This window comes from Flaviflexus equikiangi, from assembly GCF_014069875.1.
Taxonomy (GTDB): Bacteria; Actinomycetota; Actinomycetes; order Actinomycetales; family Actinomycetaceae; genus Flaviflexus; species Flaviflexus equikiangi.
In genome coordinates this window covers 590,815-615,736 of the sequence record NZ_CP059676.1, presented here as the reverse complement: position 1 = coordinate 615,736, position 24,922 = coordinate 590,815, and the positions used below count along the sequence as shown (strand labels likewise).

Annotated in this window: 26 protein-coding genes, 4 tRNA genes and 2 pseudogenes; 15 read left to right on the top strand and 17 right to left on the bottom strand. The window is 63.4% G+C overall.

Going from position 1 to position 24,922, the window contains the following annotated elements:
• Positions 1-24: 24 nt before the first annotated feature.
• Positions 25-985 (top strand): annotated as a pseudogene (locus tag H2O75_RS10980) (IS481 family transposase); the annotation flags it as partial.
• A gap of 267 nt (positions 986-1,252) precedes the next feature.
• On the opposite strand, the gene H2O75_RS10975 reads toward H2O75_RS10980, so the two are convergent.
• Complete coding sequence (locus H2O75_RS10975; RefSeq protein WP_259365327.1) at positions 1,253-1,516, bottom strand: acetylxylan esterase; 264 nt, start codon at positions 1,514-1,516, stop codon at positions 1,253-1,255.
• A gap of 27 nt (positions 1,517-1,543) precedes the next feature.
• Here H2O75_RS10975 and H2O75_RS02930 point away from each other — a divergent pair.
• A pseudogene (locus H2O75_RS02930) lies at positions 1,544-2,291 on the top strand (IS256 family transposase); the annotation flags it as partial.
• A gap of 265 nt (positions 2,292-2,556) precedes the next feature.
• Here H2O75_RS02930 and rplL read toward each other — a convergent pair.
• Both rplL and rplJ read right to left on the bottom strand, forming a co-directional pair.
• Positions 2,557-2,943, bottom strand: coding sequence for a 50S ribosomal protein L7/L12 (gene rplL, locus H2O75_RS02925; RefSeq protein ID WP_182173426.1), 387 nt, complete (start codon positions 2,941-2,943; stop codon positions 2,557-2,559).
• Between the two features lie 51 nt (positions 2,944-2,994).
• Complete coding sequence (gene rplJ / locus H2O75_RS02920) at positions 2,995-3,516, bottom strand: 50S ribosomal protein L10 (RefSeq protein ID WP_182173423.1); 522 nt, start codon at positions 3,514-3,516, stop codon at positions 2,995-2,997.
• A gap of 339 nt (positions 3,517-3,855) precedes the next feature.
• Here rplJ and H2O75_RS02915 point away from each other — a divergent pair, with 339 nt between their 5' ends.
• Genes H2O75_RS02915 through H2O75_RS02895 form a run of 5 tightly spaced genes read left to right on the top strand, consistent with a single transcriptional unit; the run spans position 3,856 to position 6,870 of the window.
• On the top strand, positions 3,856-4,185 hold the full coding sequence (locus tag H2O75_RS02915) for a PadR family transcriptional regulator (protein ID WP_182173420.1): 330 nt from the start codon (positions 3,856-3,858) through the stop codon (positions 4,183-4,185).
• Positions 4,182-4,949 (top strand): hypothetical protein, encoded by a 768-nt coding sequence (locus H2O75_RS02910; protein ID WP_182173417.1) that lies wholly within the window; start codon positions 4,182-4,184, stop codon positions 4,947-4,949. The genes H2O75_RS02915 and H2O75_RS02910 overlap by 4 nt, the downstream gene beginning before the upstream one ends.
• The gene (locus H2O75_RS02905; RefSeq protein ID WP_182173414.1) at positions 4,942-5,229 is read left to right on the top strand and encodes a hypothetical protein; all 288 of its coding nucleotides are present in this window, start codon (positions 4,942-4,944) and stop codon (positions 5,227-5,229) included. Before H2O75_RS02910 ends, H2O75_RS02905 begins: the two co-directional genes overlap by 8 nt.
• Positions 5,222-6,124, top strand: coding sequence for an ABC transporter ATP-binding protein (locus H2O75_RS02900; protein WP_182173411.1), 903 nt, complete (start codon positions 5,222-5,224; stop codon positions 6,122-6,124). The genes H2O75_RS02905 and H2O75_RS02900 overlap by 8 nt, the downstream gene beginning before the upstream one ends.
• The gene (locus tag H2O75_RS02895; protein WP_182173408.1) at positions 6,121-6,870 is read left to right on the top strand and encodes an ABC transporter permease; all 750 of its coding nucleotides are present in this window, start codon (positions 6,121-6,123) and stop codon (positions 6,868-6,870) included. The genes H2O75_RS02900 and H2O75_RS02895 overlap by 4 nt, the downstream gene beginning before the upstream one ends.
• A 28-nt stretch (positions 6,871-6,898) precedes the next feature.
• Here the strand turns inward: H2O75_RS02895 and H2O75_RS02890 are convergent, their stop codons facing one another.
• From H2O75_RS02890 to H2O75_RS02865, 6 genes are all read right to left on the bottom strand, one after another.
• Entirely contained in the window at positions 6,899-8,221 is a 1,323-nt protein-coding gene (locus H2O75_RS02890; protein WP_182173405.1) for a hypothetical protein, read from the bottom strand.
• A 53-nt stretch (positions 8,222-8,274) separates the two neighbouring features.
• Positions 8,275-8,982, bottom strand: coding sequence for a 50S ribosomal protein L1 (rplA, locus tag H2O75_RS02885; protein WP_182173402.1), 708 nt, complete (start codon positions 8,980-8,982; stop codon positions 8,275-8,277).
• 91 nt (positions 8,983-9,073) lie between these two features.
• A complete protein-coding gene (gene rplK / locus H2O75_RS02880) occupies positions 9,074-9,502 on the bottom strand; it encodes a 50S ribosomal protein L11 (protein WP_182173399.1) in 429 nt (142 codons plus the stop codon).
• Positions 9,503-9,565: 63 nt separating this feature from the next.
• Positions 9,566-10,330 (bottom strand): transcription termination/antitermination protein NusG, encoded by a 765-nt coding sequence (nusG, locus tag H2O75_RS02875; protein ID WP_259365295.1) that lies wholly within the window; start codon positions 10,328-10,330, stop codon positions 9,566-9,568.
• Between the two features lie 14 nt (positions 10,331-10,344).
• Complete coding sequence (gene secE, locus H2O75_RS02870) at positions 10,345-10,596, bottom strand: preprotein translocase subunit SecE (RefSeq protein ID WP_259365294.1); 252 nt, start codon at positions 10,594-10,596, stop codon at positions 10,345-10,347.
• 54 nt (positions 10,597-10,650) lie between these two features.
• Positions 10,651-10,726: transfer RNA gene (locus H2O75_RS02865), tRNA-Trp, on the bottom strand.
• A 222-nt stretch (positions 10,727-10,948) separates the two neighbouring features.
• Here H2O75_RS02865 and H2O75_RS02860 point away from each other — a divergent pair.
• From H2O75_RS02860 to H2O75_RS02840, 5 genes are all read left to right on the top strand, one after another.
• Positions 10,949-12,163, top strand: a complete 1,215-nt coding sequence (locus tag H2O75_RS02860) for a pyridoxal phosphate-dependent aminotransferase (RefSeq protein WP_220462818.1) — start codon at positions 10,949-10,951, stop codon at positions 12,161-12,163.
• Between the two features lie 129 nt (positions 12,164-12,292).
• Positions 12,293-13,711, top strand: a complete 1,419-nt coding sequence (locus H2O75_RS02855; RefSeq protein WP_182173393.1) for a sensor histidine kinase — start codon at positions 12,293-12,295, stop codon at positions 13,709-13,711.
• Positions 13,696-14,385: a response regulator transcription factor gene (locus tag H2O75_RS02850; protein WP_182173390.1), complete on the top strand. Its 690-nt coding sequence runs from the start codon at positions 13,696-13,698 to the stop codon at positions 14,383-14,385. The genes H2O75_RS02855 and H2O75_RS02850 overlap by 16 nt, the downstream gene beginning before the upstream one ends.
• 29 nt (positions 14,386-14,414) lie before the next feature.
• The gene (locus H2O75_RS02845) at positions 14,415-14,729 is read left to right on the top strand and encodes a hypothetical protein (protein WP_182173387.1); all 315 of its coding nucleotides are present in this window, start codon (positions 14,415-14,417) and stop codon (positions 14,727-14,729) included.
• Positions 14,698-16,515, top strand: a complete 1,818-nt coding sequence (locus H2O75_RS02840; protein WP_374971579.1) for an acyltransferase family protein — start codon at positions 14,698-14,700, stop codon at positions 16,513-16,515. Before H2O75_RS02845 ends, H2O75_RS02840 begins: the two co-directional genes overlap by 32 nt.
• Before the next feature lie 8 nt (positions 16,516-16,523).
• Here the strand turns inward: H2O75_RS02840 and H2O75_RS02835 are convergent, their stop codons facing one another.
• Positions 16,524-17,783: a phosphotransferase family protein gene (locus H2O75_RS02835; protein ID WP_182173382.1), complete on the bottom strand. Its 1,260-nt coding sequence runs from the start codon at positions 17,781-17,783 to the stop codon at positions 16,524-16,526.
• An 80-nt stretch (positions 17,784-17,863) separates the two neighbouring features.
• On the opposite strand from H2O75_RS02835, the gene H2O75_RS02830 reads away from it, so the two are divergent.
• Entirely contained in the window at positions 17,864-18,880 is a 1,017-nt protein-coding gene (locus tag H2O75_RS02830; RefSeq protein WP_182173378.1) for an adenosine deaminase, read from the top strand.
• Between the two features lie 75 nt (positions 18,881-18,955).
• Entirely contained in the window at positions 18,956-20,890 is a 1,935-nt protein-coding gene (locus tag H2O75_RS02825; protein WP_182173375.1) for an oxidoreductase, read from the top strand.
• A 16-nt stretch (positions 20,891-20,906) separates the two neighbouring features.
• Here the strand turns inward: H2O75_RS02825 and H2O75_RS02820 are convergent, their stop codons facing one another.
• Positions 20,907-22,043, bottom strand: coding sequence for a UDP-N-acetylmuramate dehydrogenase (locus tag H2O75_RS02820; protein ID WP_182173372.1), 1,137 nt, complete (start codon positions 22,041-22,043; stop codon positions 20,907-20,909).
• A 118-nt stretch (positions 22,044-22,161) separates the two neighbouring features.
• On the opposite strand from H2O75_RS02820, the gene H2O75_RS02815 reads away from it, so the two are divergent.
• Entirely contained in the window at positions 22,162-22,902 is a 741-nt protein-coding gene (locus H2O75_RS02815; RefSeq protein ID WP_182173369.1) for an META domain-containing protein, read from the top strand.
• Between the two features lie 67 nt (positions 22,903-22,969).
• On the opposite strand, the gene H2O75_RS02810 is transcribed toward H2O75_RS02815, so the two are convergent.
• The 6 genes from H2O75_RS02810 to H2O75_RS02785 form a co-directional block, all read right to left on the bottom strand.
• Complete coding sequence (locus H2O75_RS02810) at positions 22,970-23,176, bottom strand: cold-shock protein (RefSeq protein ID WP_182173366.1); 207 nt, start codon at positions 23,174-23,176, stop codon at positions 22,970-22,972.
• A gap of 240 nt (positions 23,177-23,416) precedes the next feature.
• Positions 23,417-24,265 (bottom strand): phosphotransferase family protein, encoded by an 849-nt coding sequence (locus tag H2O75_RS02805; RefSeq protein WP_182173363.1) that lies wholly within the window; start codon positions 24,263-24,265, stop codon positions 23,417-23,419.
• 58 nt (positions 24,266-24,323) lie between these two features.
• Positions 24,324-24,494: a 50S ribosomal protein L33 gene (rpmG, locus tag H2O75_RS02800; protein WP_054953237.1), complete on the bottom strand. Its 171-nt coding sequence runs from the start codon at positions 24,492-24,494 to the stop codon at positions 24,324-24,326.
• Between the two features lie 54 nt (positions 24,495-24,548).
• Positions 24,549-24,622, bottom strand: a tRNA-Met gene (locus H2O75_RS02795).
• A gap of 29 nt (positions 24,623-24,651) precedes the next feature.
• Positions 24,652-24,727 (bottom strand) — tRNA-Thr (locus tag H2O75_RS02790).
• 97 nt (positions 24,728-24,824) lie between these two features.
• Positions 24,825-24,908, bottom strand: a tRNA-Tyr gene (locus H2O75_RS02785).
• Between the last annotated feature and the right edge of the window lie 14 nt (positions 24,909-24,922).

The following is a 24,922-nucleotide window of genomic DNA, read 5'->3' as shown; positions in this document are numbered from 1 at the left end:
GACGTTGTGAACGGTGGCGATAGGTTGAAGACCTCCGGTGACGCACCATTGACACCTATTGGAAGACGCCGTCTTTCCGTGCCGATCGTCGATCAGGGATGGCCGATCAGGCGTGCCGCTGAGCGATTCCAAGTCTCGCCCGCGACAGCTTCGAAATGAGCATCACGCTATCGTTTGGGTGAATCGTTGGACGACCGCTCCTCGCGCCCTCACCACTCGCCCACACGATTGTCCAAGCGACCCGAGCATCGCATCAACAGCCTCCGGTCTTACCCGCCAGTGGGGGCCACACCGCCTCAGCTACCACCTGGGCATCCCACGGTCGACAATCGCACGCGTCATCACCCGCTACCGGCTGCCCAAGCTCGCCCACCTCGATCAAGCAACCGGGCTCCCTGTCCGCAAGCCTCCACCAATCAGATACGAGCGTGCACGCCCAGGCGACCTCGTACATGTTGACATCAAGAAGCTCGGCATCATTCCCGACGGCGGAAGCTGGCAATTCCATGGCCGCGGCTCGGTGCCTCACCGACGTGCCCAGGCAGCATCAGACCGAGCTGCCAGGGCAGGAGCATCCCCGTCGCGCGGCTACCGGTATCTGTATCACGCCGTCGATGATCACTCCCGGCTCGCATATTCCCAGATCCTCGCGAATGGAGGGTCTGCTGAAGGTTTCGTTGAGTCCGGGGTTTATGCCGCCAGACCGACGACATCCATCATCATGGCCTCGAATTCGACCGGTGTCAGCTTCCCAAGCCTTCGCTGCCTGCGCTTGCGGTGATACTTTCCCTCGATCCACGCCACGATCGCGAGGCGCAGCCCCTACCGGCCCCAAACCAACGGGAAAGTCGAACGATCTAACCGAACCCTCGCCCAGGAGTGGGCATACGCCATCGCATACGACAGTGATCAAGCCAGAACCGCGACCTACCACACCTGGCTCCACCACTACAATCATCACAGACCGCACACCGGCATCGGTGGACAGGGCAGACTCCCTCAGACAGCGTTCACGACCTCGTTGGGAACTACACCTAGCCGCCCTCGACCTGTGCGGCCAGTCGGCGCGGCACACTGGTCAGCAGGATCCACGGGCTCTCCTGCCCCAGAGGAAGGCCGGGACCCTCGTTCAGCTGGTCACTCCGAGAGTATTCTGGAGCCACTGAATCGCGGCCGAGGTGTGGGCGATTCCGCCGCCGATGTGCCCGTTGAGGCGGTAGACCTCGATCTCAGCACTGCCGCCGAACCAGTTTTAGGTCGCAAAGACGGTTGATGGCGGGGCGACCGTATCCATCAGCCCCGTCGAGAACAGGGCCGTGCCGTGCGCTCTTTCCGAGAAGTTCACGACATCGAAATAGGGCAGGGTCTCAAAGACCTGCTTCTCCATAGTCCGCTTGACAGCGAGATAGTCCGTGATCTCCGCGTACGGATACTGATCGGTAAGTCCGATGGCACGCTCGAAGTTCGATAGGAACGGAACGTCAGCAAGGGTTGCGGCTGTCGGCCTCCCCCTCATCGCCGTGAGCGCCGCCGAGACGATGGCGAGCTCGCCGAGTGGGCCTCCCGACCCGACGCGATCGTGGTGAAGGTCCGCGACGGGCAGGTGCGGAACACCCCGTTCTCTGTCGTCATGGGGGTGACCACCGCCGGCGAGCGTCACATCCTCGGGATTTGGGCCGGGGATGGCGCGGAAGGCGCGAGGTTCTTGTTGCAGGTGTTCACCGAGATAAAGAACCGGGGCATCGAGGACATGCTCATCACGGTCCGGTTGAAGGGCCTCCCGGAGGCGATCAACACCACGTGGGAGCAGACGGTCGTGCCGCAGTGCATCGCCCACCTGATCCGCAACTCGTTCCGTGACGCCGGGCGCCAGCATCGCGACGGCATCGTGAAAGCGCTCAAGCCGGTCTATACGGCTCTATCCGAGCAGGCAGGGAAAGATCGGTTCGAGGAGTTCGCGGCCGAGTGGGGCGAACGGTATCCGGCGATCGTGCAGCTCTGGCACAACTCCTGGGCGGAGTTCGTGGCGTTCCTGGAGTACGACGTCAAGATCCGCCGCGTGATCTGCACGACCAACGCGATCGAGTCGATCAACGCGAGGTATCGTCGAGCAGTTCGCGCCCGCGGTCATTTCTTGAACGAGGCCGCGGCTCTCAAGCGCCTCTACCTCCCGCCGCCGGTCGCTTGACCCGACCGGCGGCGGGAGAACACGCTGGGTGATGAGGTGGAAGCCCGCACTGAGCGCGTTCGCAATCACCTTCGCCGCACGGTTCGAAAGAACCACCCACTGATGGAATTGCCGGACCCCACACACCATTGATCGGACACACCCACCAACAAGCACCCTGGCAAGACGGACTCCACATCCGCAAAGGCTGGGCAGGACGATCACATCAGACCGCGACACGCCGCCATAAGACCCACAATCTGCGTATTAACACTCATTCCTATGTCCGTCGACTTCACCATACGAATGAGGGGATGAATCCCGGAATAATCCGGAATGCATCCCCTCACCAGTCAGGGCCTTCGCCCTCAAGCTCTTGCGAGCGAGTGTTACTTGAGCTCGACGGTGGCGCCGGCGGCCTCGAGGGCCTCCTTGGCCTTGTCGGCGGTCTCCTTGTCGACACCCTCAAGGACAGCCTTGGGAGCGGAGTCGACGAGGTCCTTGGCTTCCTTCAGTCCGAGCGACGTGAGGGCGCGGACCTCCTTGATGACCTGGACCTTCTTGTCGCCGATTGCTGCGAGGACGACGTCGAAGTCCGACTTCTCTTCCTCAGCAGCGGCTTCGCCGCCTGCGGCGGGGCCGGCTGCAACAGCTGCGACCGGAGCGGCAGCGGTGACGTCAAATTCCTCTTCGAACTTCTTGACGAAGTCGGAGAGCTCGACGAGGGTGAGCTCCTTGAAAGCTTCGATGAGCTCTTCGGGGGTGAGCTTAGCCATAGTAGGCATCCTTCCTTACTGCTACGCGAGCAGACTTTGTTTGTGCCGCCTTTAGGCAGCGTTTTCCTGCTTCTCGCGCAGGGCATCGACGGTGCGCACGGTCTTGGAGACCGGCGCCTGGAGAACGTAAGCAGCCTTGAACATGGACGCCTTGAGGACGCCTGCAGCCTTGGCAAGCAGTACTTCGCGCGACTCAAGATCAGCAAGCTTGGCGACGTCCGCGGCGGGGAGCAATGCCCCTTCGAGAACACCGGACTTGATGACCAGTTTGTCGTTGGTCTTGGCGAAATCGCGGAGCGACTTTGCCACAACGGCAACATCGCCCTTGACGAAAGCGATCGCTGTCGGTCCGACGAGTTCTTCGTCGAGGCCCTCAACGCCGGCTTCCTTCGCGGCAATCTTCGCAAGAGTATTCTTCGCAACCTTGTACTCTGCGTTGTCTCCCATTGCGCGGCGAAGTTCCTTCAGCTGCTCAACGGTCAGACCGCGGTACTCGGTCAGAAGCGCGCCGCTTGACTCGCGGAACAGGTCCACAAGTTCAGCGATTGCTTCGCTCTTATTCGGCCTTGCCATAGGGCCTCCTTCCAATAGTGCCGCCACATCAAAAATTCAATAAGAATGCCCCGTGCAGGTGGCACGGGGCATAAAGCTCAATACTCACCTGCGCTGGCTTCTTACGAATTTCACCCCGTCTGGCTCACGGGTGACCGGCGGTCTTCGGCATGTACCAGACTACGAGAAGACCGCGGTGTTGCCAAGTAGGGCATGAGAAGTGTGCGGGACAACTCACCGAATCCCACAGTTCCTGCCGCATCTCCTCGGAGGGCCGAGATTCCAGCCTGCACACCATCTCGACAAAGTCGGCACAACCAGGTACTATCTACCGGATAGTACTAGGTAAGGAAAGTGACTATGGCGAAGACAGTGTCTCAGCTGCGACGGGGCGTGCTCGAGCTCGCGATCCTCGCGCTCCTCGGGAGAGGCGAGAAATATGGCGGGGAGATCGTCGATGACCTGGCGGGACGAGACGGGCTGGAGGCGGGGCCGGGAACGGTCTACCCCCTTCTCACTCGGCTCGGAACCGCAGGCTATGTCGACACCTTCTGGGAAGAATCACCGAGCGGCCCACCCCGAAAGTATTACCGGCTTACACGCGCCGGCAGCGCACAGCTTGCCGAGCAGCAACAGACGTGGCGGACTCTCGTCATGTCGATGAACGAACTGATTGAGGGAACAGCATGAATTCCGACGACTTCTATACAGCGGTTCGCGACCATCTTCGCGGACGCAATCCTCAGGCGCTGGTCGATCTTCGCGACCTTCTCGACAGCGGTCTACGCCCGGAAGACCTCGGCGACCCTGCCGACTATGCGGCCATGGTCTCCGACACTGACATTCCGCGCTCCTCCGCATACGGACGGGTGTGGGATCCGACGAATCCGAACATCTTCGTGCGCCGTGTCGTCGGGATCGGATGGGACGCGAACCTCGCGGCGATTGCCGTCAAACTCGGCTGGATGAGACCAGACGATCTCGACGCCGACGTCCTCGACGCTGCGCCGGAGAGCGCCATGAGAGTCACGACCGCCCTTCCCCTCCTCGGGGCCGGTATCGCCGTCGCCGCGAGTGCAGTCGCAGCCGTGCGCTCTGATGGTCGGTTGCCGAGCGGCTGGGATATTGGTTTCCGCCCTGACCGATACACGGGACGCGTCCGTGCCCTCGCTCCGGGGGTTGGAATGTCGGTGGGTTCTGCCCTGTGGGCGAGCCGCTTCACCGACCGCGGCGATCGACTGTCCCGCGGCGTCTACGCCTCCTCACTATCGTTTCTCGGCGCTGGAGTGTCAGTTCTGACCGCTCGTTCGACGTACCGGGGCGAGCTGGCACAGCCGGGTCTCGGCGTGGTCTGTCTTGTTGTTGCTCCCACTGCCGCGAGCCTGGTCGCGGGCCTCGTGCCGATCCGCCAGGGTCTGCGCGCCACATGGAAGGAGGCTGGTCTGCATGGCTGATCTCGCGAACCTGTCGACTCCCCTGCTCATCACGGTCGGGCTTCTCTCATTCGTATCGATCTCTCTTTTCCTGGCTGGCGTCGTTGCCGTTGCCCGGACGCCGGTGGAGCACCTCCCTGGGGGTCTGCCCCGTCCAGCCTGGCTTGCCATCTGTGTCATCCAGTTCGTCGGGCCGGCTGCGTTCTTCATCCTTCGCAGGCGCGAACGGAAGCTCGCCTCCGCCGAGGAGCAGCAGAGCCTCGCGGGTGGCACCTCGATCATCGACACGCTCTATGGCTGAGCGCGCGCTGGTCGTCACCGAGCTGACGAAAAGTTATGGGGAGAAGCTCGCACTCGACGGTCTCAGCGTGTCGCTCGAGGATGGTGCTGCGTGTGCTCTTGTCGGCCCGAACGGGGCCGGGAAGACGACTCTCATCAGCATTCTTCTCGGACTCATAGCGGGCGATAGCGGCCGGGCCACGATCTTCGGCGATGAGGCGGGCAGCATTGCCGCTCGGAAGCACATCGGGTACTTGCCAGATGTACCATCCTTTCCGGGGTGGATGAGGGCCGATGAGGTTCTCCACCTGTCCCGTCGTCTCTCCGGCGGCGATGACGTCGTCGATCCCCTCCTCGAGGCTGTCGGGTTGGCGGGAAATCGGCGGCCGGTACGGATGTTCTCGCGGGGGATGAAGCAGCGGCTGGGTCTCGCTCAAGCGCTCGTCTCCTCCCCTCGTCTCCTCATCCTCGATGAACCAACCTCCGCGCTTGATCCTGCGGGTCAACGGCTGTTCCATGACCTTGTCCGTTCACTCCGCGGACGTGCCACGGTGCTGTACTCGACTCATTCCCTGGGGGAGGCGGAACAGGTGTGCGATTCCGCCATCATCGTCAATGCGGGCAGGCTCGTCCGGCAGTCTTCCATGGACAATCTCATCCGGGAAGGACAGGGACTATTCCTCGATGTGTCCGGTCCCGTCGATCGGCTCGTCGATCTCCTGGGCAGAGTTCCCTGGGTCAGCGCCCTCGACCGCTCCGGTGCGACGAGGCAGACGCTGAGCCTGCGCGTGGCGGACCTGGAGACGGCACAGCGGGAACTCCCCGGTCTCATCGCGTCCTCCGGCGTTGTCCTGCATTCTCTCAATCCGCGCGGACTAGCCGATATTTTCCTCGACCTGACAGGCGGCTCCCGATGACACAGTATTGGATCCTCACCCGACACGAACTACGCGGACTGACACGCACGTGGCGTGCAGGCGTGGTGGCTGGCGTGGTTCTCGCCCTCGCTCTCATCGGCCCGATCACAACGAAGTTCATGCCCGAAATCCTGTCCATGGCGGGCGGCTTCGAGATCATCAGCGGAGAGCCCACATGGCAGGACGCGGGCGTCCAGTGGGCAAGCGACCTGTCGCAGATCATTCCGCTTCTCGCCATCATGGTCTCGGCAGTATCTCTCGCCCAACCACTCACGAGCGGGAGCGCCGCCCTCCTCCTCGCCCGCCCGGTGCCGAGAAGCTCTCTGCTTTTCGCTGGCGCAACCGCCAACGCGATCGTCATCGCCGGTGCCGTCCTGGCGGGAGCTCTCGCCAATAGCGCCATGACGATCGTGCTGTTTGGCGATGGTGGGATCGAGCCGGTTGAGATGGCGCTGCGCTGGCTCGTGCTCATGTCAGTCCTTCTCGTGGCCGTCGCCTTCGGCGCGGCACGCCTGGGATCGACGATGGGAGCGGCAGGCACCGGTCTCGGCACATACTTCGGCCTTGCACTCCTGTCCGCCCTGCCCCCGCTGCGCGACTACTCCCCAGCCGGTCTGTTCGCCCTCGAGGGAGGGAACACCTGGTGGTGGGCTGCGTCCACCAGCATCGTCCTCGTCGCGCTCGGATGTGCAGCGTCCGCCCGCGCTTTCGAGAAGCTCCCTCTCACCAGCAGTCCGCACAGCTGACGGGTCAGGCCAACCCGCAGGTGATCGCCTAGAGGACCGGTGACAGCATGAGGATGGCGTACCCGGCGGCCCCTGCGCCGGGTACGACCCAGCGGAACCATGCGGCGGATCGTTCCCACAGCGCGTGCGCCGCCACGGCGATGAAGGCGACATACATCGGGACAGCCGTGATGGCATAGCGTCCCGAGACAGCCCTGAAGTAGGCGTCGTTGGACAGGATCTCGCGCGACTGGACGACCAGCGCTGTCACCACTGGCAGGAGGATGACGAGGCCTGCGAGGTATCGTATGGGGCCCTTGCCCCGCACGATGACGATAAGGCTCAGCGGGAGCAGGAGAAGGAAAGTCGCGTAGAGCAGCCAGCTCCAGCCTTCGAGGAGCGTCGAGTTGAGGTCGGGGTGAAGGTACCAGTCACCCGCAGGGGATGTCAGCCCCCAGGGCGCCCCGCCGCCGATCAGGGTGTTGATGACAGCGAGAGTATCACCGGCGTCGAACGGTTCAGTCGACAGGCCCGTAATCGACGGAATGTAGTCGGCGGGCCTGCGGGAGTTCTGGAATGCGGTCCAGGCAATATACGGCACCATGGTGCCCGCTGCGATGGCGATACTCGGCTTCAGGCGAGTCCACTGGCGCGATCCCAGCGCGACCATGAAGGCAAGAATTCCAACCGTCAATATGGCCACGACCGACATCGTCCGCGTGGCCGAGATCAGGGCCGTCACAGCAAAGGGGACGAACCAGGCGTCGTTGCGGTGCAGGAAGAACCTGGCTGCGAGCCACACGGCCGCCGCTCCCGCAAGCATCGATATCGCGTCATTGTGGACAATAGCGGCCGATTGGGCGAGAGCCGGGACGCTCATAGCGATCAGGGTTCCGCCGGCGGCGTTCAGTCTCGACACCTTCCAGGTGCGGATCGCGAGGAAGAGCGCGGCCGCTCCCGCCGCCGCCAGGAGGGCAGACCCTGCCCTCGCGCCGTCTGTGAAATCACCGCCGAGACTATGGGCGATCGTGCCCGTGGCTCCCGCGAGCATGAAGTAGAGGGGCGGGTGGAAGGCGTTGTAGTTCTCCCCCTCGAACGGCCAGGAGGACGCTGGATGGTCGGCTGCTTCTGAGCACGGGGGCGGCACCACGCCGCGGATATCCCCCTCCATGCCCCGGCAGCTCCACGACTGTCGAGCATACTCCGACAGTTCATCCCCCTGGATGGGAAGCTCCCCGTTGGAGATCCGATAGGAGTAGTCGATATATGTCCACTCGTCGTATCGGGACAGCCCCGGAGAGGCTGAGATGGCGAGAGCAGACCACAGGAGGGACGCCAGCGCGAGGAGGAGGGCGATCCCCCAGTCGGGCAAACGGGCGCCCCCGACCGGATGGTCGGGGGCGGAAACCGTGGAGCGAGACAGAGTCAGTCCTCGAGGAGTGACTTGGTCTTCGTGGCATCGAGGGGGATGCCGGGGCCCATGGTCGTGGAGACCGTGGCCTTCGTGATGTAACGGCCCTTCGAGGAGGAAGGCTTGAGGCGGAGGATCTCCTCCTGCGCTGCCGCGTAGTTCTCGACGAGCTGTTCCGTCGTGAAGGACGTCTTGCCGACGATGAAGGCGAGGTTGCCGTGCTTGTCGACACGGAACTCGATACGGCCGCCCTTGATGTCGGACACTGCCTTGGCAACATCCATCGTCACGGTGCCGGTCTTCGGGTTGGGCATGAGGCCACGGGGACCGAGCACGCGGCCGAGACGGCCGACCTTGCCCATGAGGTCCGGGGTAGCCACGGCCGAGTCGAAGTCGGTCCAGCCGGCTGCAACCTTCTCGATGAGCTCGTCGCCGCCGACCTCGTCAGCACCGGCGTCGATAGCCTGCTGAGCGCGGTCGCCGACTGCGAAGACGATGACGCGAGCGGTCTTACCCGTGCCGTGGGGCAGGTTGACCGTGCCGCGGACCATCTGATCGGCCTTGCGGGGGTCGACGCCGAGACGGAACATGACCTCGACGGTGGCGTCGAACTTCACGGACGACGTCTCCTTGGCGAGCTCCATGGCCTGACGCGGTGCGTAGACTTCGCCGGCGTGAATCTTCTCAGCTGACTTCCTGTAATTCTTTGAGCGCTTTGCCATTGCTGCTTTTCTCCTTAGCAGTTGTGGTTGACGGACCTGCGCAGGCCCTTCCACATGCCGCCGGGGCGGCTATTGATGATGGGTGCCGAGACTACTCGACGGTGATGCCCATGGAACGAGCGGTGCCGGCGATGATGGCCGAGGCGGCATCAATGTCGTTGGCGTTGAGGTCGGGCAGCTTGGTCTGAGCGATCTCGCGGACCTGCTCCTGCGTCAGCTTGCCGACCTTGACGGTGTGCGGAGTGGCGGAAGCCTTCTTCACACCGGCAGCCTTCTTGATGAGCTCAGCTGCGGGCGGAGTCTTGGTGATGAACGTGAACGAGCGATCCTCGTACACGGTGATCTCAACGGGGATGACGTTTCCGCGCTGGGATTCTGTGGCGGCGTTGTAGGCCTTGCAGAACTCCATGATGTTGACGCCGTGCTGACCGAGGGCCGGGCCGATAGGCGGGGCCGGAGTCGCAGCGCCAGCCTGAATCTGGAGCTTGATCAGGCCACTAACCTTCTTCTTGGGAGGCATGATGATCCTTATTTCTTGAAGTTGGCATCATCCAATGGCAGAGGATGATGCCCTGGTGTCCTTCTAGTCGGCCTTCTTGACCTGGCTGAAGGATAGGTCGACCGGGGTTTCCTGGCCGACAAGTGTCATGAGCACCGTGAGGCGCTGCTGTGCCGCGTCGACGGCATCGATCGTGGCCGGCATGCCGACCCACGGCTCGAGAGTGAGGATGACGTTCTCGCCGACCTCGAACTCGACGGAGACGACCGCAGGCTCTGTGCCCGGGCGTGCGGGGCGGCCCTGCGAACGGAGCTCCTTCGCGACCTCGAGCTCGACGACGGGCGTCAGCATCTTGATCACTTCGGGCTCTGTCAGCGCGACCGGGTCGCGGCCGTTGCCGACGAAGCCAGTCACACCCTGCGTCTCCTGCACGGTGCGCCACGCTTCGTCCTCCATGTCCATGCGCACCAGGGCATAGCCTGGCATGCGGACGCGGTTGACGAGCTTGCGTTCGCCGCGCTTGACCTCGAACACCTCTTCCATGGGTACCTCGACCTGGAAGATGTAGTCCTCCATGTTCATGGACTTCATGCGGATTTCGAGGTTCTGCTTGACGCGCTTCTCGTAACCGGCATAGGTGTGGAGAACGTACCAGCGACCGGGCAGGCCCTTGAGGCGCCTGCGAATAGCTTCGGGAGAGGTGGGATCCTCGACCGGAGGAACATCAGCGGCGGGAGCGTCGGTCTCAGCGTCGTCGTGGACGGGGGTCTCCTGCTCAGCCGAGGTCTCCTCGGCATTGTCGGGCGCACCCTCGGTCTCGTTCATCTCAAAGGACTCATCCTGCGACACGATTTCCTACTTTCCTAGCCGAAGATCACGAAGGCGAGCTCTCCGAACAGAACGTCCAGCAGAGCGACGATCGCCATGATGATCACGACAAATACAACAACCGTGACGAACAGGTTGCCTAGTTCTTTACGGGTCGGCCTGACGACCTTCTTCAGCTCGCCGATGATCTGGCGGAAGAACAGCTTGATGCGCGCCCACAGGCCCATCTTGTTCTCGGCCTTGGGCGAGCGCGAGCCGTCTCCGGCTGTCGTTGGTGCGTCGCTCACGCGCTTGTCCTTCCTTGGTAGATAAAGAAAGCGGTTCCGAAGAACCGCCTTCTCTGGCAGGGCAGGCGGGACTCGAACCCACAACCGTCGGTTTTGGAGACCGATGCGCTACCAATTGCGCCACTGCCCTACGAATGAGAAAGCCTTGTCTATTATGCCTATTCCAGCATCATATAGCCAGTGAACGTTCTCACGCCTCGACTAACATTAATACCCATCGGCCGCGAAGTCGAACCCGAGGGGATGACCGTGGCAGGAGTCACTGTCGAGGCGGCGATGATCGACGTCACGGAATCGGCGATGACCAGGATGAGAAATACTCTGCCTTTTCGGCCCCCAGCGTGGAAAGATGATGATCGTGAGCACTAATACCCCAGCCCGCCGCGTATCACAGCGGCTTGGCGCACTCCAGGAATCAGCAACCCTCGCCGTCGACGCCAAGGCCAAGGCCCTGAAGGCAGCCGGCCGGCCAGTCATCGGCTTCGGTGCCGGGGAACCGGACTTCCCCACCCCGGACCACATCGTCGAGGCCGCTATCGCGGCGGCGCGGGATCCGAAGAACCACCGGTATTCTCCGGCGAAGGGCCAGCCAGCCCTGCGCTCCGCCATCGCCGAGAAGACTCTCGCGGATTCCGGCACGGCCGTGGATCCCAACAATATTCTTGTCACCAACGGCGGCAAGCAGGCAGTGTTCCAGGCATTCGCCTCGCTTCTCGACGACGGGGACGAGGTTATCCTCCCCGCCCCCTACTGGACGACGTACCCGGAGGCGATCCGTCTTGCCGGCGGCGTGCCCGTCGAGGTCTTCGCGGGCGCCGACCAGGAATACAAGGTGAGCGTCGACCAGCTCGAGGCGGCACGGACCGACCGCACGAAGGTCCTCCTGTTCTGCTCCCCCTCCAACCCGACTGGCGCCGTGTACTCGCGCGAACAGACGAAGGAGATTGGCGAGTGGGCACTCGAGCACGGCGTGTGGGTGATCACGGACGAGATCTACGAGCACCTGACGTACGACGGCGTCCCCAACCCCTACATGCTTGCCGAGGTCCCGGACCTGGCGGACCAGACTCTCGTCCTCAACGGCGTGGCGAAGACATACGCCATGACGGGTTGGCGCGTGGGCTGGATGTACGGCCCGGCCGACATCATCAAGGCCGCCACGAACATGCAGTCCCACATGACATCCAACGTCGCCAACGTGTCCCAGGCCGCGGCACTGCAGGCGCTGACGGGTGACCAGTCGAGCATTGTCGAGTTCCGCGAGGCTTTCGACCGTCGCCGTCAGCTCATCGTCGCCGAGCTCCGCAAGGTGAACGGCTTCGAGGTCCCCACCCCGCAGGGAGCGTTCTACGCCTACCCCTCGGTCGAGGGTGTTCTCGGCCGAGAGATCGCAGGCCGCGTGGCGACAACCTCATCGGAGCTGGCCACCATCATCCTCGAAGAGGCCGAGGTCGCGGTCGTTCCCGGCGAGGCCTTCGGCCCCTCCGGCTACCTGCGCCTGTCGTACGCGATGGCGGACGATGACATCCTCGAGGGCGTCGGACGCATCCAGGCTCTCCTCAACTAGCTGAGGATGTGGAGGGCGGGTGGCTGTCGTGCCATCCGCCCTTCATCGTCTCTGCACAGTCATCATCGGGAGCATTTCTCATGTTCCCCTCATCTTTGTCCTGCATAATCAGGCGCGGAAGGGATGCCTATGCGACGACGAACTCCGAGATGGTCGGTCCGCACGCGGATCGTTGCCGCCGTACTGACGTTGACTGTTCTCGCGCTCACCGTCGTCGGCCTGGCGTTCTACACCGTGCAGAAGAACGACATCAGCGACCGGATCAATCAGCAGTTGGGACGGGAGATGGAGGAGTTCGCGACGGAGGCCGTCTCGGCGTACGAGTCCGGGCAGTTCTCGACGCTGGATGCGCTGCTGCGCGATGTCTTGAGCCATCGTGTACCCGAGGATTCGGAGGGCATGATCGGCTATGTGGGGTTGCGGCCCGCCTGGACCCAGCCCGGCGGACTCGACATGGTTGCCGATGCGGATCTCATGATTCAGCTCGGAGAGCGGGTCGAAGCAGTGACGGCCTCGCAGTCCAGCGAACTGGGCACGCTGACCACCCCGGAATCGACGTATCGCTATGCCCTCATGCCGATCACGCTCGACGATCTCGGTACGGGCGCCTACGCTCTGGCCTACGACTATGAGGCGGAACAGACCCAGCTTGTCGACACGTTCCGCGTCTTCGTCATCGCGGCTGTGATCTGTCTCGCTGTCCTGGCCGTCCTGTCCTGGCTGATCGCTGGCGAGCTCCTCAAACCGGTTCGGGAGCTGCAGAAGACGGCCTCAAAGATCAGTGAATCGGACCTCGATGCTCGGATCGAGGTCGAGACGCACGACGATCTGGGCGAGATGGCATCGACCTTCAATTCGATGCTGGACCGTATCCAGGGCACGTTCGCATCCCAGCTGCAGCTCCTCGACGATGCTGGGCACGAGCTGCGGACCCCGATCACCATCATTCGCGGACATCTCGAGCTCATGGACAGCCAAGACGCCGCGGATGTCGAGGCTGTCCGTGACCTGTCGATCAACGAACTGGATCGCATGCACCGGCTCGCGGACGACCTCGTGCTCCTCGCGAAGGCGGAGCGCCCCGACTTCGTGTCCCTCCACCCTGTCGACAGCGGGCCGTTCATCGATCGGCTCCTCACTCTCGTTCAGGGCGTCGGCAGCCACGAGTGGGAGATCGAGTCCAGCGTAGAGGACATCATCGTCATGGACGAGCAGCGGATGACGCAGGCCATGCTGCAGCTGGCGGCGAATGCCGCCAAGTTCTCTCCCGCGGGTTCCACCATCAGGCTGGGCGTGGCAGTGGATGGTGAGGCGAGACTGTGGGTCGCGGACGCGGGGATCGGTATCGCACCTGACAAGGTCGACCTGATTTTCGAGCGATTCGGCCGGGCAGACAGTACGGTTGACGGGGCGGGCTTGGGTTTGCCGATCGTGGCCGCCATCGCCTCCGCTCATGGGGGACGCGTCGACGTGTCGTCTCGGCCAGGGCACGGATCGACCTTCACGATTGTCATTCCGCACGAAGGAGAATCATGGCAAACATTCTGATCGTCGAGGACGAGCCCGGCATCGCCTCGTTCGTCTCCAAAGGATTGAAGTCTGCGGGTCATCTGCCGACGGCGGTGGCCACGGGTGAGGACGGACTATCGCACGCCCTGACGGGCGGGTACGACCTCATCATCCTCGACATCGGCTTGCCCGACATGGATGGGTTCGTGGTTCTGGAGCGGATGAGGGGGCAGGGTGTGGCCACGCCAGTCATCATCCTGACGGCCCGCTCCTCGGTCGGAGACACGGTCCAGGGACTGGATTCGGGGGCCGATGACTATATGGCGAAGCCGTTCCGCTTCGAGGAGCTGCTTGCCCGCGTGAGGCTGCGGCTTCGATCGGATGTGGCTTCGGTGTCCGCAACCACGCATATCCGTGTCGGGGACCTGGTCATGGATCTCCCCAAGCATCGGGTGACGCTCTCGGGTGCACCTGTCGACCTGTCGGCTCGAGAATTTTCGCTCTTGGAGGCCTTCATGTCCCACGAGGATCAGGTGCTCTCCCGGGAGCAGCTCCTCGACCGGGTGTGGGGATACGATTTCGATCCGGGTTCGAACGTTGTCGATGTCTATGTCCGCTATCTCAGGCGCAAGATCGGCAACGAGTGGATCACGACGGTGCGGAACATGGGATATCGGCTCAGTGAGCCACGCAACGAGCCCCGGCGGCGCTAAGCCTGAGCCCCCGCAGGTATTCTTGTCCCGTGACCACGCCATCGTCTTCGTCCGTGCGGGATGTTCGAACGTTTCGCCCTGAACTGCACGGGGTTCGCGGTCTCGCAATCTTCCTCGTTGTCGCCTTCCACATCTTCGCCGATGGTCGGGTCTCCGGCGGTATCGACGTCTTCCTCGCCATCACAGGCTTCCTGGCGGTACCCAGCCTGCTTCGCCGTACTGACGGATGGCGGATCGATCTCGCGGCACGCTTCTCGGGCCTGATTCGCCGCCTCCTCATTCCGCTTCTTCCCGTGCTCCTCGCGGGTCGGAATCGCCGGTTATGTCCTTTTTCCGATATCTGAGCAGCCTCAGCTGTTCAGCGAGATCAGAGCATCGGTCTTCTTCTACGAGAACTGGCATCTCGTCTCGTCGCAGCTGACCTACGACGCGGCCGGGCCGGCAACATCACCGCTCCAACACATCTGGTCCACCTCCATCCAAGGCCAGTTCCATGTCGCCATGACCTTCTTCGTCATGATCGTGGCATGGCTTGCCCTGAAGGCGCGAGTATCCGCCCGCACTGCTCTTATCGCCGCTCTCGGCCTCGTCACCGCCGCATCGTTCAGCTGGGCCGTCTACGATACGACGACCGATCAGGCGGCCGCCTACTTCTCCACGTTCTCCAGGGCGTGGGAATTGACCCTCCCCGGGATCCTCGGTCTATGCGTCGCCTCGATTCGGCTGCGTCCCGCAGTGCGCGCGATCATGTCGTGGATCGGCATTGCCCTCATCGTCTCGTGCGGCTTCGTCCTCGAAGGCGCTGACAGTTTCCCCGGGCCACAAGCCCTGTGGCCCGTTCTCGGGATCTGCCTCTTCCTCGCCGCCGGCGATACTCGGACGCGGTGGGGCGCTGACAATCTCATGGTGACGTGGCCCTTCCAGCGTGTCGGCGACATATCGTTCTCGCTCTACCTGTGGCATTGGCCGATCCTCATCTTCGCTCTTCTCATCACAGGACGGGAATCGGCTGACATGACGACGGCCGCGATCGTCCTTGCCCTGTCACTTGTGGCTGGCACGATCGGCAAATACGTTTTCGAGGACCGTGTCGCGAACTGGCGTGTCGCATTCCCCAATCCCCGGCGCGCCATGGCGGTGGGGGCAACGGTGACAGTCTTCGCGTTCATCGCCGCCTCGGGCGGTTATGCGGCCGTCAGCGAGAGGTTCGAGAACGAGGTTGCGGCCTACGAGTCGATGGTCGTCGCGACGGACTATCCCGGTGCGGGTGCGATGGTGGCACCCGAGTGGGTGACGATCGAGGCACGGAACCCGGTGCCCAGTGATGATCTCGTGCGGCGCGATGCGGGATGGTATGCGACGCTCAACAAGAATGAGCCCTGCATCCAACGTTTCGAGGGTTCTGAGCCAACATCCTGTCAGCATCCCGAGGCGACGACGGGCCCGCTCGTGCTCATGGTGGGCAGCTCTCACACCGGTCAGTGGTCCCAGCCGATCGGGGACATGGCTGTCGAGCAGGGGTGGGATCTCGAGGTGTATGAGAAGGCGGGCTGTCTGTTCACAACCGATCGGGAGGACAACGACGCTGGAGTCAGCATCACTCCTGCCTGCCAGGCTTGGAATGAGCTCATGCTCGAGGTGATCGAGGAGAGGCAACCCGATCTTGTCCTGACCACGGGAACAACCCGTCTCGGGACGGAACCCGAGACGACGACCGTGGGCATGGTCGAAGCGGTCGACCATGTGACAGGCCTCGGTATCCCCGTGTTCCTGTTCCGGGAGAACCCATACCGAACTGACGAATGGGTTTCGTGCCTGGAGAGCGGTGCCACCACCTCTCATACGCAGTGCGCGTCACCGCGAGACCGCTTCTACAGCGACGAGATCGACACCTACGGCACGCCGCATGGCACTGACGCGACGCGCCTGTTCGACACGTCGAAGTACCTGTGCGACGAGACGTCCTGCTTCGCGCAGGTCGGGAACGTTCGCGTGCTGCGGGACGACAACCACATCACCGCGACATTCGCGTCCTCCGCCCGATCGTTCATCGAGTCAGATCTCCGCGAACTCGTCCCGCACCTGTTCGCCGGCGGTGACGATACTCTCGTGCAGTCGTTGTCTCGCTGACGCAGTGTCTAGTGTCCGCTGGCCTGACGTGTTCGTCGGGCGAGATGACCGTAGCCGCGCGCGAGCCACTGCTCGGCGGCGGCGAGGCGCCCCTCAGCATCGCTCAACCATTCGCCTCCGCCTTCGCGGCGGGCGCCTGCGATAAGGGACAGGGTCACTCCGGCACAGCGTGCCATGAGGGCAACCGGGTCGACGACCTGTTCGCACAGCTCCGTCCATCGCAGCAGTTCGGTGTGGACGTGGGGGTATGACCGGGGTGCCAGGTAGGGCAGGACGGAGATGTGTCCGAGCAGGCATCCCAGATCGTCGACCCGGTGCCCGGGGCCGAGGGAATCGACGTCGATCAGGGCCGAGACGGTCGAGGTCTGCGGATCCATGAGGACGTTCGCCTCGTAGAAGTCGCCGTGGGTTGCCACGACGGGGCCCGGGTCAGAGTTCGCCATCAGATGGTTGACGCCGAAGGCAAGCATTTCGATACGGGTGCGATGCTGGGGGATCACGGTCGTTGCCGCGTTCGCATAGTGGTCTGCGCGCTCGGACCACGCAGGCCGGCGCGTCAGGCCTGTCGCTTGCTGGGGAAGCCGATTGAGCACGGACAGCAGGCTGTCGAGCACCTGATCGGTTGACTGCCCCATGCCTCGCGAGAGCAGGTTCGCGAGGGGTTCGCCGTGGCCGGCGCTGATGAGGATCAGACCATCCGGGGTGTTCCGCAGGACCCTGGGTGCCGGTATGCCAGCGTCGACGAGCATGGTGTGTCGTTTGACGAGCGAGTGGGCGTGGGCTGGTCGGACCACTTTCGCGAACGCGCGCGAACCATCGCTGTAGTTGACCCGCAGCACTCCCCGCCGGGTCGGCCGATAGGACAGGAGTTCCAGTTTGACGCGTTGGCCGAGGAAACGGCTCATCGACCCGGATTCGCAGGCAAGCGAGAGCGCGGGGAGCTCCGGATCGTGCGGATGACGCCACACGTGGACGACGATCCCATCAGGGCCATCGATGCGGACGAGGTTCTCTGACGGTCCCTGCGAGACGCGGCCCGTGGTCGCACAGATGTATTCATCGCTCACGCTGCCGTAGCCGGGCGCCTCGACCTGCACTGTGTAGCCGACAGTGACACCAGCCCCGGGCCGGTGATGGACGGAGTGGACTGTCCACGAACGGACGGTTCCCATGCTCGTCAAGGCGGCGCCCAGCATGTCCCCGGCTTCGGCGCCGGTCAGCAGGTCGACCTCCCGGGCTTCCCGCAGGGCCTGATCGGTGATGCTCATACAGTTATTGTTCCCTACTCTCGGGCGCGAACAAGGTCACGTTGTTTGCGTGAACGGCGAACGTTTGGCAGATTGAGTTTGTGCGCGACCTGGACAAACTACCGAAAGTGCACCTGCACCTCCACTTTACCGGTTCGATGCGGGTTTCGACCCTGCGCGAGATGGCGGACGAGCAGGGCATCCGTCTGCCCTCCAACCTTGTCGACAACGTGGCCCTCTCGGTCCCTGCCGATCAGCGTGGATGGTTCCGATTCCAACGCTCCTACGATGCCGCCCGCAAGGTCGTCTCGAGCGAGGCCGCCATGCGGCGCATCATCCGGGAGGCCGCCGAAGACGATGCGAGAGAAGGATCCCGGCGGCTCGAGATCCAGGTTGATCCGACATCGTACGCGCCGTTCGTCGGAGGGCTGACCCCAGCCCTGGAGATCGTCGTCGACGAGGCACGCCAGGCGAGCAGGGACACCGGGGTCGAGGTCGGTGTCATCGTGGCCGCGTCCCGCATGAAGCACCCGCTCGACGCTCGAACCCTCGCGCGTCTCGCCGTGTCCATGGCAGGCGACCAACCCGGTGATGTCATCGGTTTCGGCCTCTCGAACGACGAGCGCCGCGGTACGACGTCCGAATGGGCGGCGGCCTTCAATATCGCCCGCAGGGGCGGGCTCGAGGCCATGCCCCACGGTGGGGAGCTGCTCGGCCCGGATCATCTTCGAGAGGTTGTCGCACACCTCAAACCGACCCGAATCGGGCACGGGGTACGGGCCGCGGAGGATCCCGAGCTGCTGGCCAAGATCGTCGATGCCGGCATCGCCCTCGAAGTGTGCCCCGCCTCGAACGTGTCGCTCGGCGTGTACCCGGACGAGAAGTCCGTCCCCCTCCAGACGCTCTTCGACTCGGGGGCAAAGATCGCCCTCTCGGCCGACGATCCGCTTCTCTTCCTGTCCCGCCTCACCGATCAGTACCAGATCGCACGAGATCTCGGCGCGAGCGATCGGCAGCTGGCGCAGATGGCGGCGTCCTCTATCGACGCATCCCTCGCCTCCCCCGCCGCTAAGCGTGCGTGGCGGGCCGACGTCGATGCGTGGCTCGCTGCACCCTAGTGATCGACAGCCGAGCCTAGATCGGAGCCCGCACCTGTCAGGGACGATGGTGGAACGTTCATCTAGGAAGGTTCCATGACTACTCTCAGCACCACGCCGACATTCGATCGCATGCTTTCACCCCTCACCGTCCAGGGGCTCACCCTGCCGAACCGCGTCGTTCTCGCACCGATGGGCACGGAGATGGGGCTCCCCGACGGCAGGTCGACACCTCGCGAAGCCGCCTATTATGGCGCGCGGGCTCGCGGCGGCACCGGCCTCGTCATCACCGGCATCAACTTCGTCCAATCCGACCTCGAGCCGATCGCGCCCGGCCTTGCCAGGGCAGACTCCGATGAGTACACGAAGGGCTTGGCCGATATCGCGGCCGCGATCCACGCTGGCGGCGGAAAGGCTGGCCTCCAGCTCACGCCCGGCCTGGGGCGCAACAATCAGTACTATGACGCGATGGGCATGGAGCCCGTGTCATCCTCCGACAACCCGTATTTCTTCGACCCGTCCCGCGCCTGCAGGCCGCTTGAGACGGACGAGATCGCTCTCATCGTGCAGCGAACAGGGGAGGCGGCCCGCCGAGCATACGAGGCAGGCTTCGACGTCATCGATCTCCACGGACACACGGGATATCTTGTCGACCAGTTCATGTCCGCCGTGTGGAACAGGCGGACGGACAGGTACGGCGGCAGTGCGGAGAACCGTGCGCGCTTCGCAGTCGAATGCATCCAGTCGATCAAGGAGAACGCTCCGGGCGTCGTCGTGTCCTTCCGCATCTCCGTCGACCACCTCTTCGAGGGCGGCCGCACCTGGGAGGAGACGAAGACTCTCGTGCAGTGTCTCGAGGCGGGCGGCCTTGACATGATCCTGTGCGACAACGGCTCGTATGAGGCGATGGACTACGTGTTCCCGCCCTACTATCTCGGCGACAACTGCATGGCCTCCGCCGCGCGCCAGGTCAAGGAAGCCGTGTCGATCCCCGTGGGAGCCTGCGGCAACATCACGCCCGAATCGGGGGAACAGATCCTCGCCCGTGACGAAGCCGACCTCATCGTCATCGGCCGCGGCCTGATCGCCGACCCCGATATCGTCGTCAAGCTGAAGGAGGGACGCCCCGGGGATATCCGCCCCTGCATCCGATGCAACCAGCTGTGCACGGGCAACGCATTCTTCGGGAAGGCTATCGGGTGCGCCGTCAACCCCGAAGTCGGCTACGAGGCGGAGAGAATCATCAGCCCCACGGATGAGCCGAAGACCATTGCTGTTATCGGTGCAGGCCCAGCAGGTCTCGAGTTCGCTCGTGTTGCCGGCCTGAGGGGGCACCGCGTCCATGTCTACGATCGGGCCGATCGCGTGGGCGGCGTCCTCCTGCCCGCCGCAACACCCGAGTTCAAGCGAGAGCTCTTCCGCATGATCTCGTGGTGGGAGCGCCAGCTCGCCGCGATCGAGAATGTGACGATCCACCTCGGCCACGAGATCAACGCTGGCGATCGTGAACTGGACGGCGCTGATGTCATCGTCGCCGCCACCGGGTCGCACCCGTTCATCCCAGCCTCCGTTGCCGGCAGCGATCATGGCGTCGATGTTCTGGCCTTCCACGAGGGTGCGCCCGTCGGCCGCCGCGTCATCGTCTGCGGTGGCGGCCTATCCGGTGCGGATGCTGCCCTCGAGCTCGCACAGAACGGCCACGAGGTGACGGTTGTGGAGATGGCGGAGGAGATTGCCCGCGACATGCTCATGCTGAACCGCACATCTCTGCTCCGGGAGCTTGCAGCCCACAACGTCACGATCCTCACGTCGACGACGGTGACCACCATCCATCCCCGCGGCGTGACCGTGGCCGGACCGGAGGGCACCGCCGAGCTCGAGGCTGACACCGTGATCACGGCGTTCGGCCTGACATCCGCAACAGAGCTGGGTCAGGCTCTCGGCACCGTGCTGACAGTCGGCGACTGCGTCTCCCCGCGCAAGGTGGGGGACGCCGTCAACGACGCCTACGAGCTCGCGTTGACCGTGTAGGAACCCCTGGGGGACGTTACCTCGTAGGAGCGTCCCCCAGGCCCGTTCCAAGGAGGACGGGCTCGTTGACGAGGGTGATACCGTACGTGTCTGCGACCCGTTCTCTCACGCTCCTGGCGACCGTGAGAATGTCCTCGGTCGATGCTCCTCCACGATTGGTGATGGCAAGGGTGTGTTTGGTCGACAGGGACGCCCGGCCTCCCGTCGCCTCCGCACCGTAGCCCTTCCCACATCCCGCATGATCGATCAGCCAGGCCGCTGATGTCTTGACGAGATCACCGTGCGGGAACGACGGCGCACCGTCGGGGATGGACTGGGCTGGGACAATCGGGTTGGTGAAGAACGAGCCGAGCGAATACGTGTCTCGATCGCTGTCATCGAGGACCATGCCCTTCGACCGGCGAAGCTCCAGGACAGCGGCACGAAGGTCGGTGCTGGGCACCCGCTCCCCCACATCGACGCCGAGTGCCTGCGCCAGCTGGCTGTATGCGATCGGAGTGGACAGGGTTCCCAGTCCCAGCTGGTAGGTGACGGACAGGACGATCCACCGTCCCGTTGCGCCCCATTGGGCCGTCGACTCCTTGAGCCGCGAGTTCCGATAGGACAGGCCGATCTCCGACGGTGCCAGATCGGTGCGCTTCTTCGCCTCACGGTCGTAGACGCGGACAGAATAGAGCGTGTCAGCGATCTCCTGGCCGTATGCTCCGACGTTCTGCACAGGGGTGGCGCCAAGGGAGCCGGGAATGCCCGAGAGCGCTTCGATACCATGCCAGCCGTTCGCGATCGCCACCGCCACGAACTCGTCCCACGGAGTGCCCGCGGTTCCGCGCAGGATCGCTCCCCCGCAGCTGGAGACCTGGACCTGGTCGATCTCGCTCCGCATGTCGATCACGACCCTGCCGTCGAAGCCTTGATCGGAGGCAAGGAGGTTCGATCCCCCTCCCAGCATCAGGACAGCACGCCCTTCTTCATCAGCTTCCCGCACCGCCTCGACGATATCGTCTTCGGAGTATGCGCGGACGAGCTCGCCGACGGGACCGCCGGTCGCGATCGTTGTCAGACCGGCAAAAGCCTCGTCGCCTGTGCGCCGTGTCGAGGGCACGGTCGGTCCAGGGTCGACATTGTCGTTCGGTTCGATGATGGTACAGCTCATGGCACCAGCTTAGACCGGCGATCGGGAGACGTGGAGACAGGCGGGCACATGTCAGCCCGCCCGGGCCTATCATAGGAATACATTGGCGCCCCTGTGCGCTGTGGGGAAGGCTCTCATCATGAAGCGCATCGGCGTGATCCTGGCCCTGGCACTGATGGCCGGGTGCGGACAGACGGAGGACACCATGGATCTTTCAGGTACGTCGTGGGCGGCCTCCACCATCGCAGGTGACGATGTTGACCACACGATCACCGCGGTCTTCTCAGACGACACGCTGTCGGGCAGCGGCGGCTGCAACCGCTACAACGGCGCCTACGAAGCGCACGATTCCACGATCTCGTTCCCCCAGGCTTTCATGACGACACTCATGGCATGCGACGAGCCGGTGATGCTCATGGAGTCGCGCTACCTGGAACTCCTTGCCGGCGTCGACTCGTATCGAGTTGAGGATGGTGTCCTCACGTTCTTCACCGAGGAGGAACCCGTCATCCGGTTCGATGAGGTCAGCCAAGACCTGTCGGGCACCTCCTGGTCTGTCATCGACTACCTGACGGAATCGGGGCGGACGTCCGTGCTGTCGGATGTCGATACCATGCTCGAGCTGGCAGAGGACGGCACGTTGCGGGCGAATGCTGGGTGCAATACGATCAGCGGCACCTACGAGGCAGATGCTGGCGTCTTCGCCTCGTCAGGGCTTGGGATGACCGAGATGTACTGCGAGAAGCCGGACGGGCTCATGGAGCAGGAGGCAGGCATTGTCGAGGCGCTGGCGGCCGCTCGCGGCTACAGCGTCGAGGGACATACGCTCACCCTCTGGGACGCCGATGACGTTATCGTTCTGACGATGACGAGCCGCTAGACTCGCCCCTTCTAGGCATAGCAAAGGGCCGCTGTCATAAAGACAGCGGCCCTTTATCTCAGATAGATCAGCCGATTACCGAGAGGTTCGAGGCCTGGGGACCCTTGGGGCCCTGCTCGACATCGTATTCGACCTTCGCACCCTCATCGAGAGTACGGAAACCCTTGGTCTGGATCGCGGAGTAGTGAACGAAAACATCTGCCGACTTGTCGTCAGCCTCGATGAAGCCGAAGCCCTTGTCTCCGTTGAACCATTTAACAATACCTGTAGCCATAATACTTATCCCTTCTGGCGTGGGGCGATCGACGTTCGATCGTCCCGGTGGTGCTAGTTCGTCACTCAGTGCAGAAGGAACAAAGTTCCAGTTTAATCTGTCGTGAATACCGTACAACACCTTCTGTGCGGTAGTTACGACCTTACGCCGATCTCGCGGAAATGGCGAACGGAAAGCCGCGACAGTCGTCACACTGAGAAGTCGTGCAGGCTCTTGTATCACTGCACCCAGCACCGTACGCTACGGGCTCCCGAGTGCATCGAGTGCGATCTCGACGTAGCGCAGGCCCAGCCGCTCGAACGGCTCATCCCCCACCTTGTGCGCCCACCCTGCCGTCGATACGGCCTCGCGAAGCACATCGATCCACCAGTCAACGCCGTCCGCCTCGGCCTCTTCTCCGTAGCCGGCCAGGAACAGTTCGCGTTCGGCGGGATGATCGTGCCAGCGGCGGAAGAACATGCGCAGAAAGTCCTGGCGCCTGGGACGGTATCCGAAACGGCCGAAATCGATGACGGCGATTCCGCTCTCCGTCCTCACCCAGTTGCGCCCGCTGTAGTCCCCGTGGCTGGGCACAACCCACACCGGCCTCGGTCTGTGGCCCGCGAGATAGTCCTGCGCGAGGGCAGACTGTGCGGCCGGTATCCGCGTGGGCTTGCGCAGCCATTTGAGGCCAGCGGATATGAGCTGCGCCTCGATCGTGTCATCCACATAACCGCCCAGGCTATGCAGGAGTGAGAGGATCTCCCCAGCCTCTTGAATGACGTCGGGGTCGGATTCCGAGGGACCATCGTCGACCAGGTCTCCCGGTACGTAGCTGTGCACAAGGATCCGAGCATCCCGGTCGGCCCGCAGGAGGCGCGGTGCGAGACCCCTGGCGGCCAGGCGCGGCACGACGGTTTCGTGGGCGGTGATGTCTCGGGCGATATGTGCGTTGCGGGGTCCGCCGGCCTTGACGACGATCTCCTCATCGACAGTGGCGAGATGGAGGACTGTCGAGTCGACGAGACCCCAGGACATGTCGGCGACGAGCCGCGCGCCCGGGAACCATGCCTGCACAAGCCCGGCCTGGCGGCGATCGAGACCTGTCATGGCACTCCTGGGATAAGAAAACCCGCCTGGAGGACCAGGCGGGTTAATCGAACAGACTCTAGCGGGTCTCGCGGTGCGTTGTCGAAGCGTTGCAGCGTGCGCAGTACTTCTTCATCTCGAGACGATCTGGGTTGTTACGACGGTTCTTCTTCGTGATGTAGTTGCGCTCCTTGCACACCTCGCAGGCGAGGGTGATCTTGGGGCGAACGTCGGCAGACTTTGATGCCACGGTTTCCTCACTTCGTTCTGCGAGATACGGCGATTCCGCGATCTCTCTTACCTGTAGCGGGGGCGGGGCTTGAACCCGCGACCTCACGATTATGAGTCGTGCGCTCTGACCAGCTGAGCTACCCCGCCGCAACATCCTACGGACCGGCTCCGCAAAATGGAGCCCCGACAGGGAATTGAACCCTGGACCTTCTCCTTACCATGGAGACGCTCTGCCGTCTGAGCTATCGGGGCAACGCGAACGAGCTTATCAGCGCTCCCGGTTCCACACCAAACCTGGTGGGGCTTCGGAAGCGGTGAGGTCACTCACGCGTTTACGTGACGAATCACGTGGTGGCGGGTGAGGGATTCGAACCCCCGTAGCTCTCGCGTCTGATTTACAGTCAGATACCATTGGCCGCTCGGTCAACCCGCCGTCCACCCCAAGGG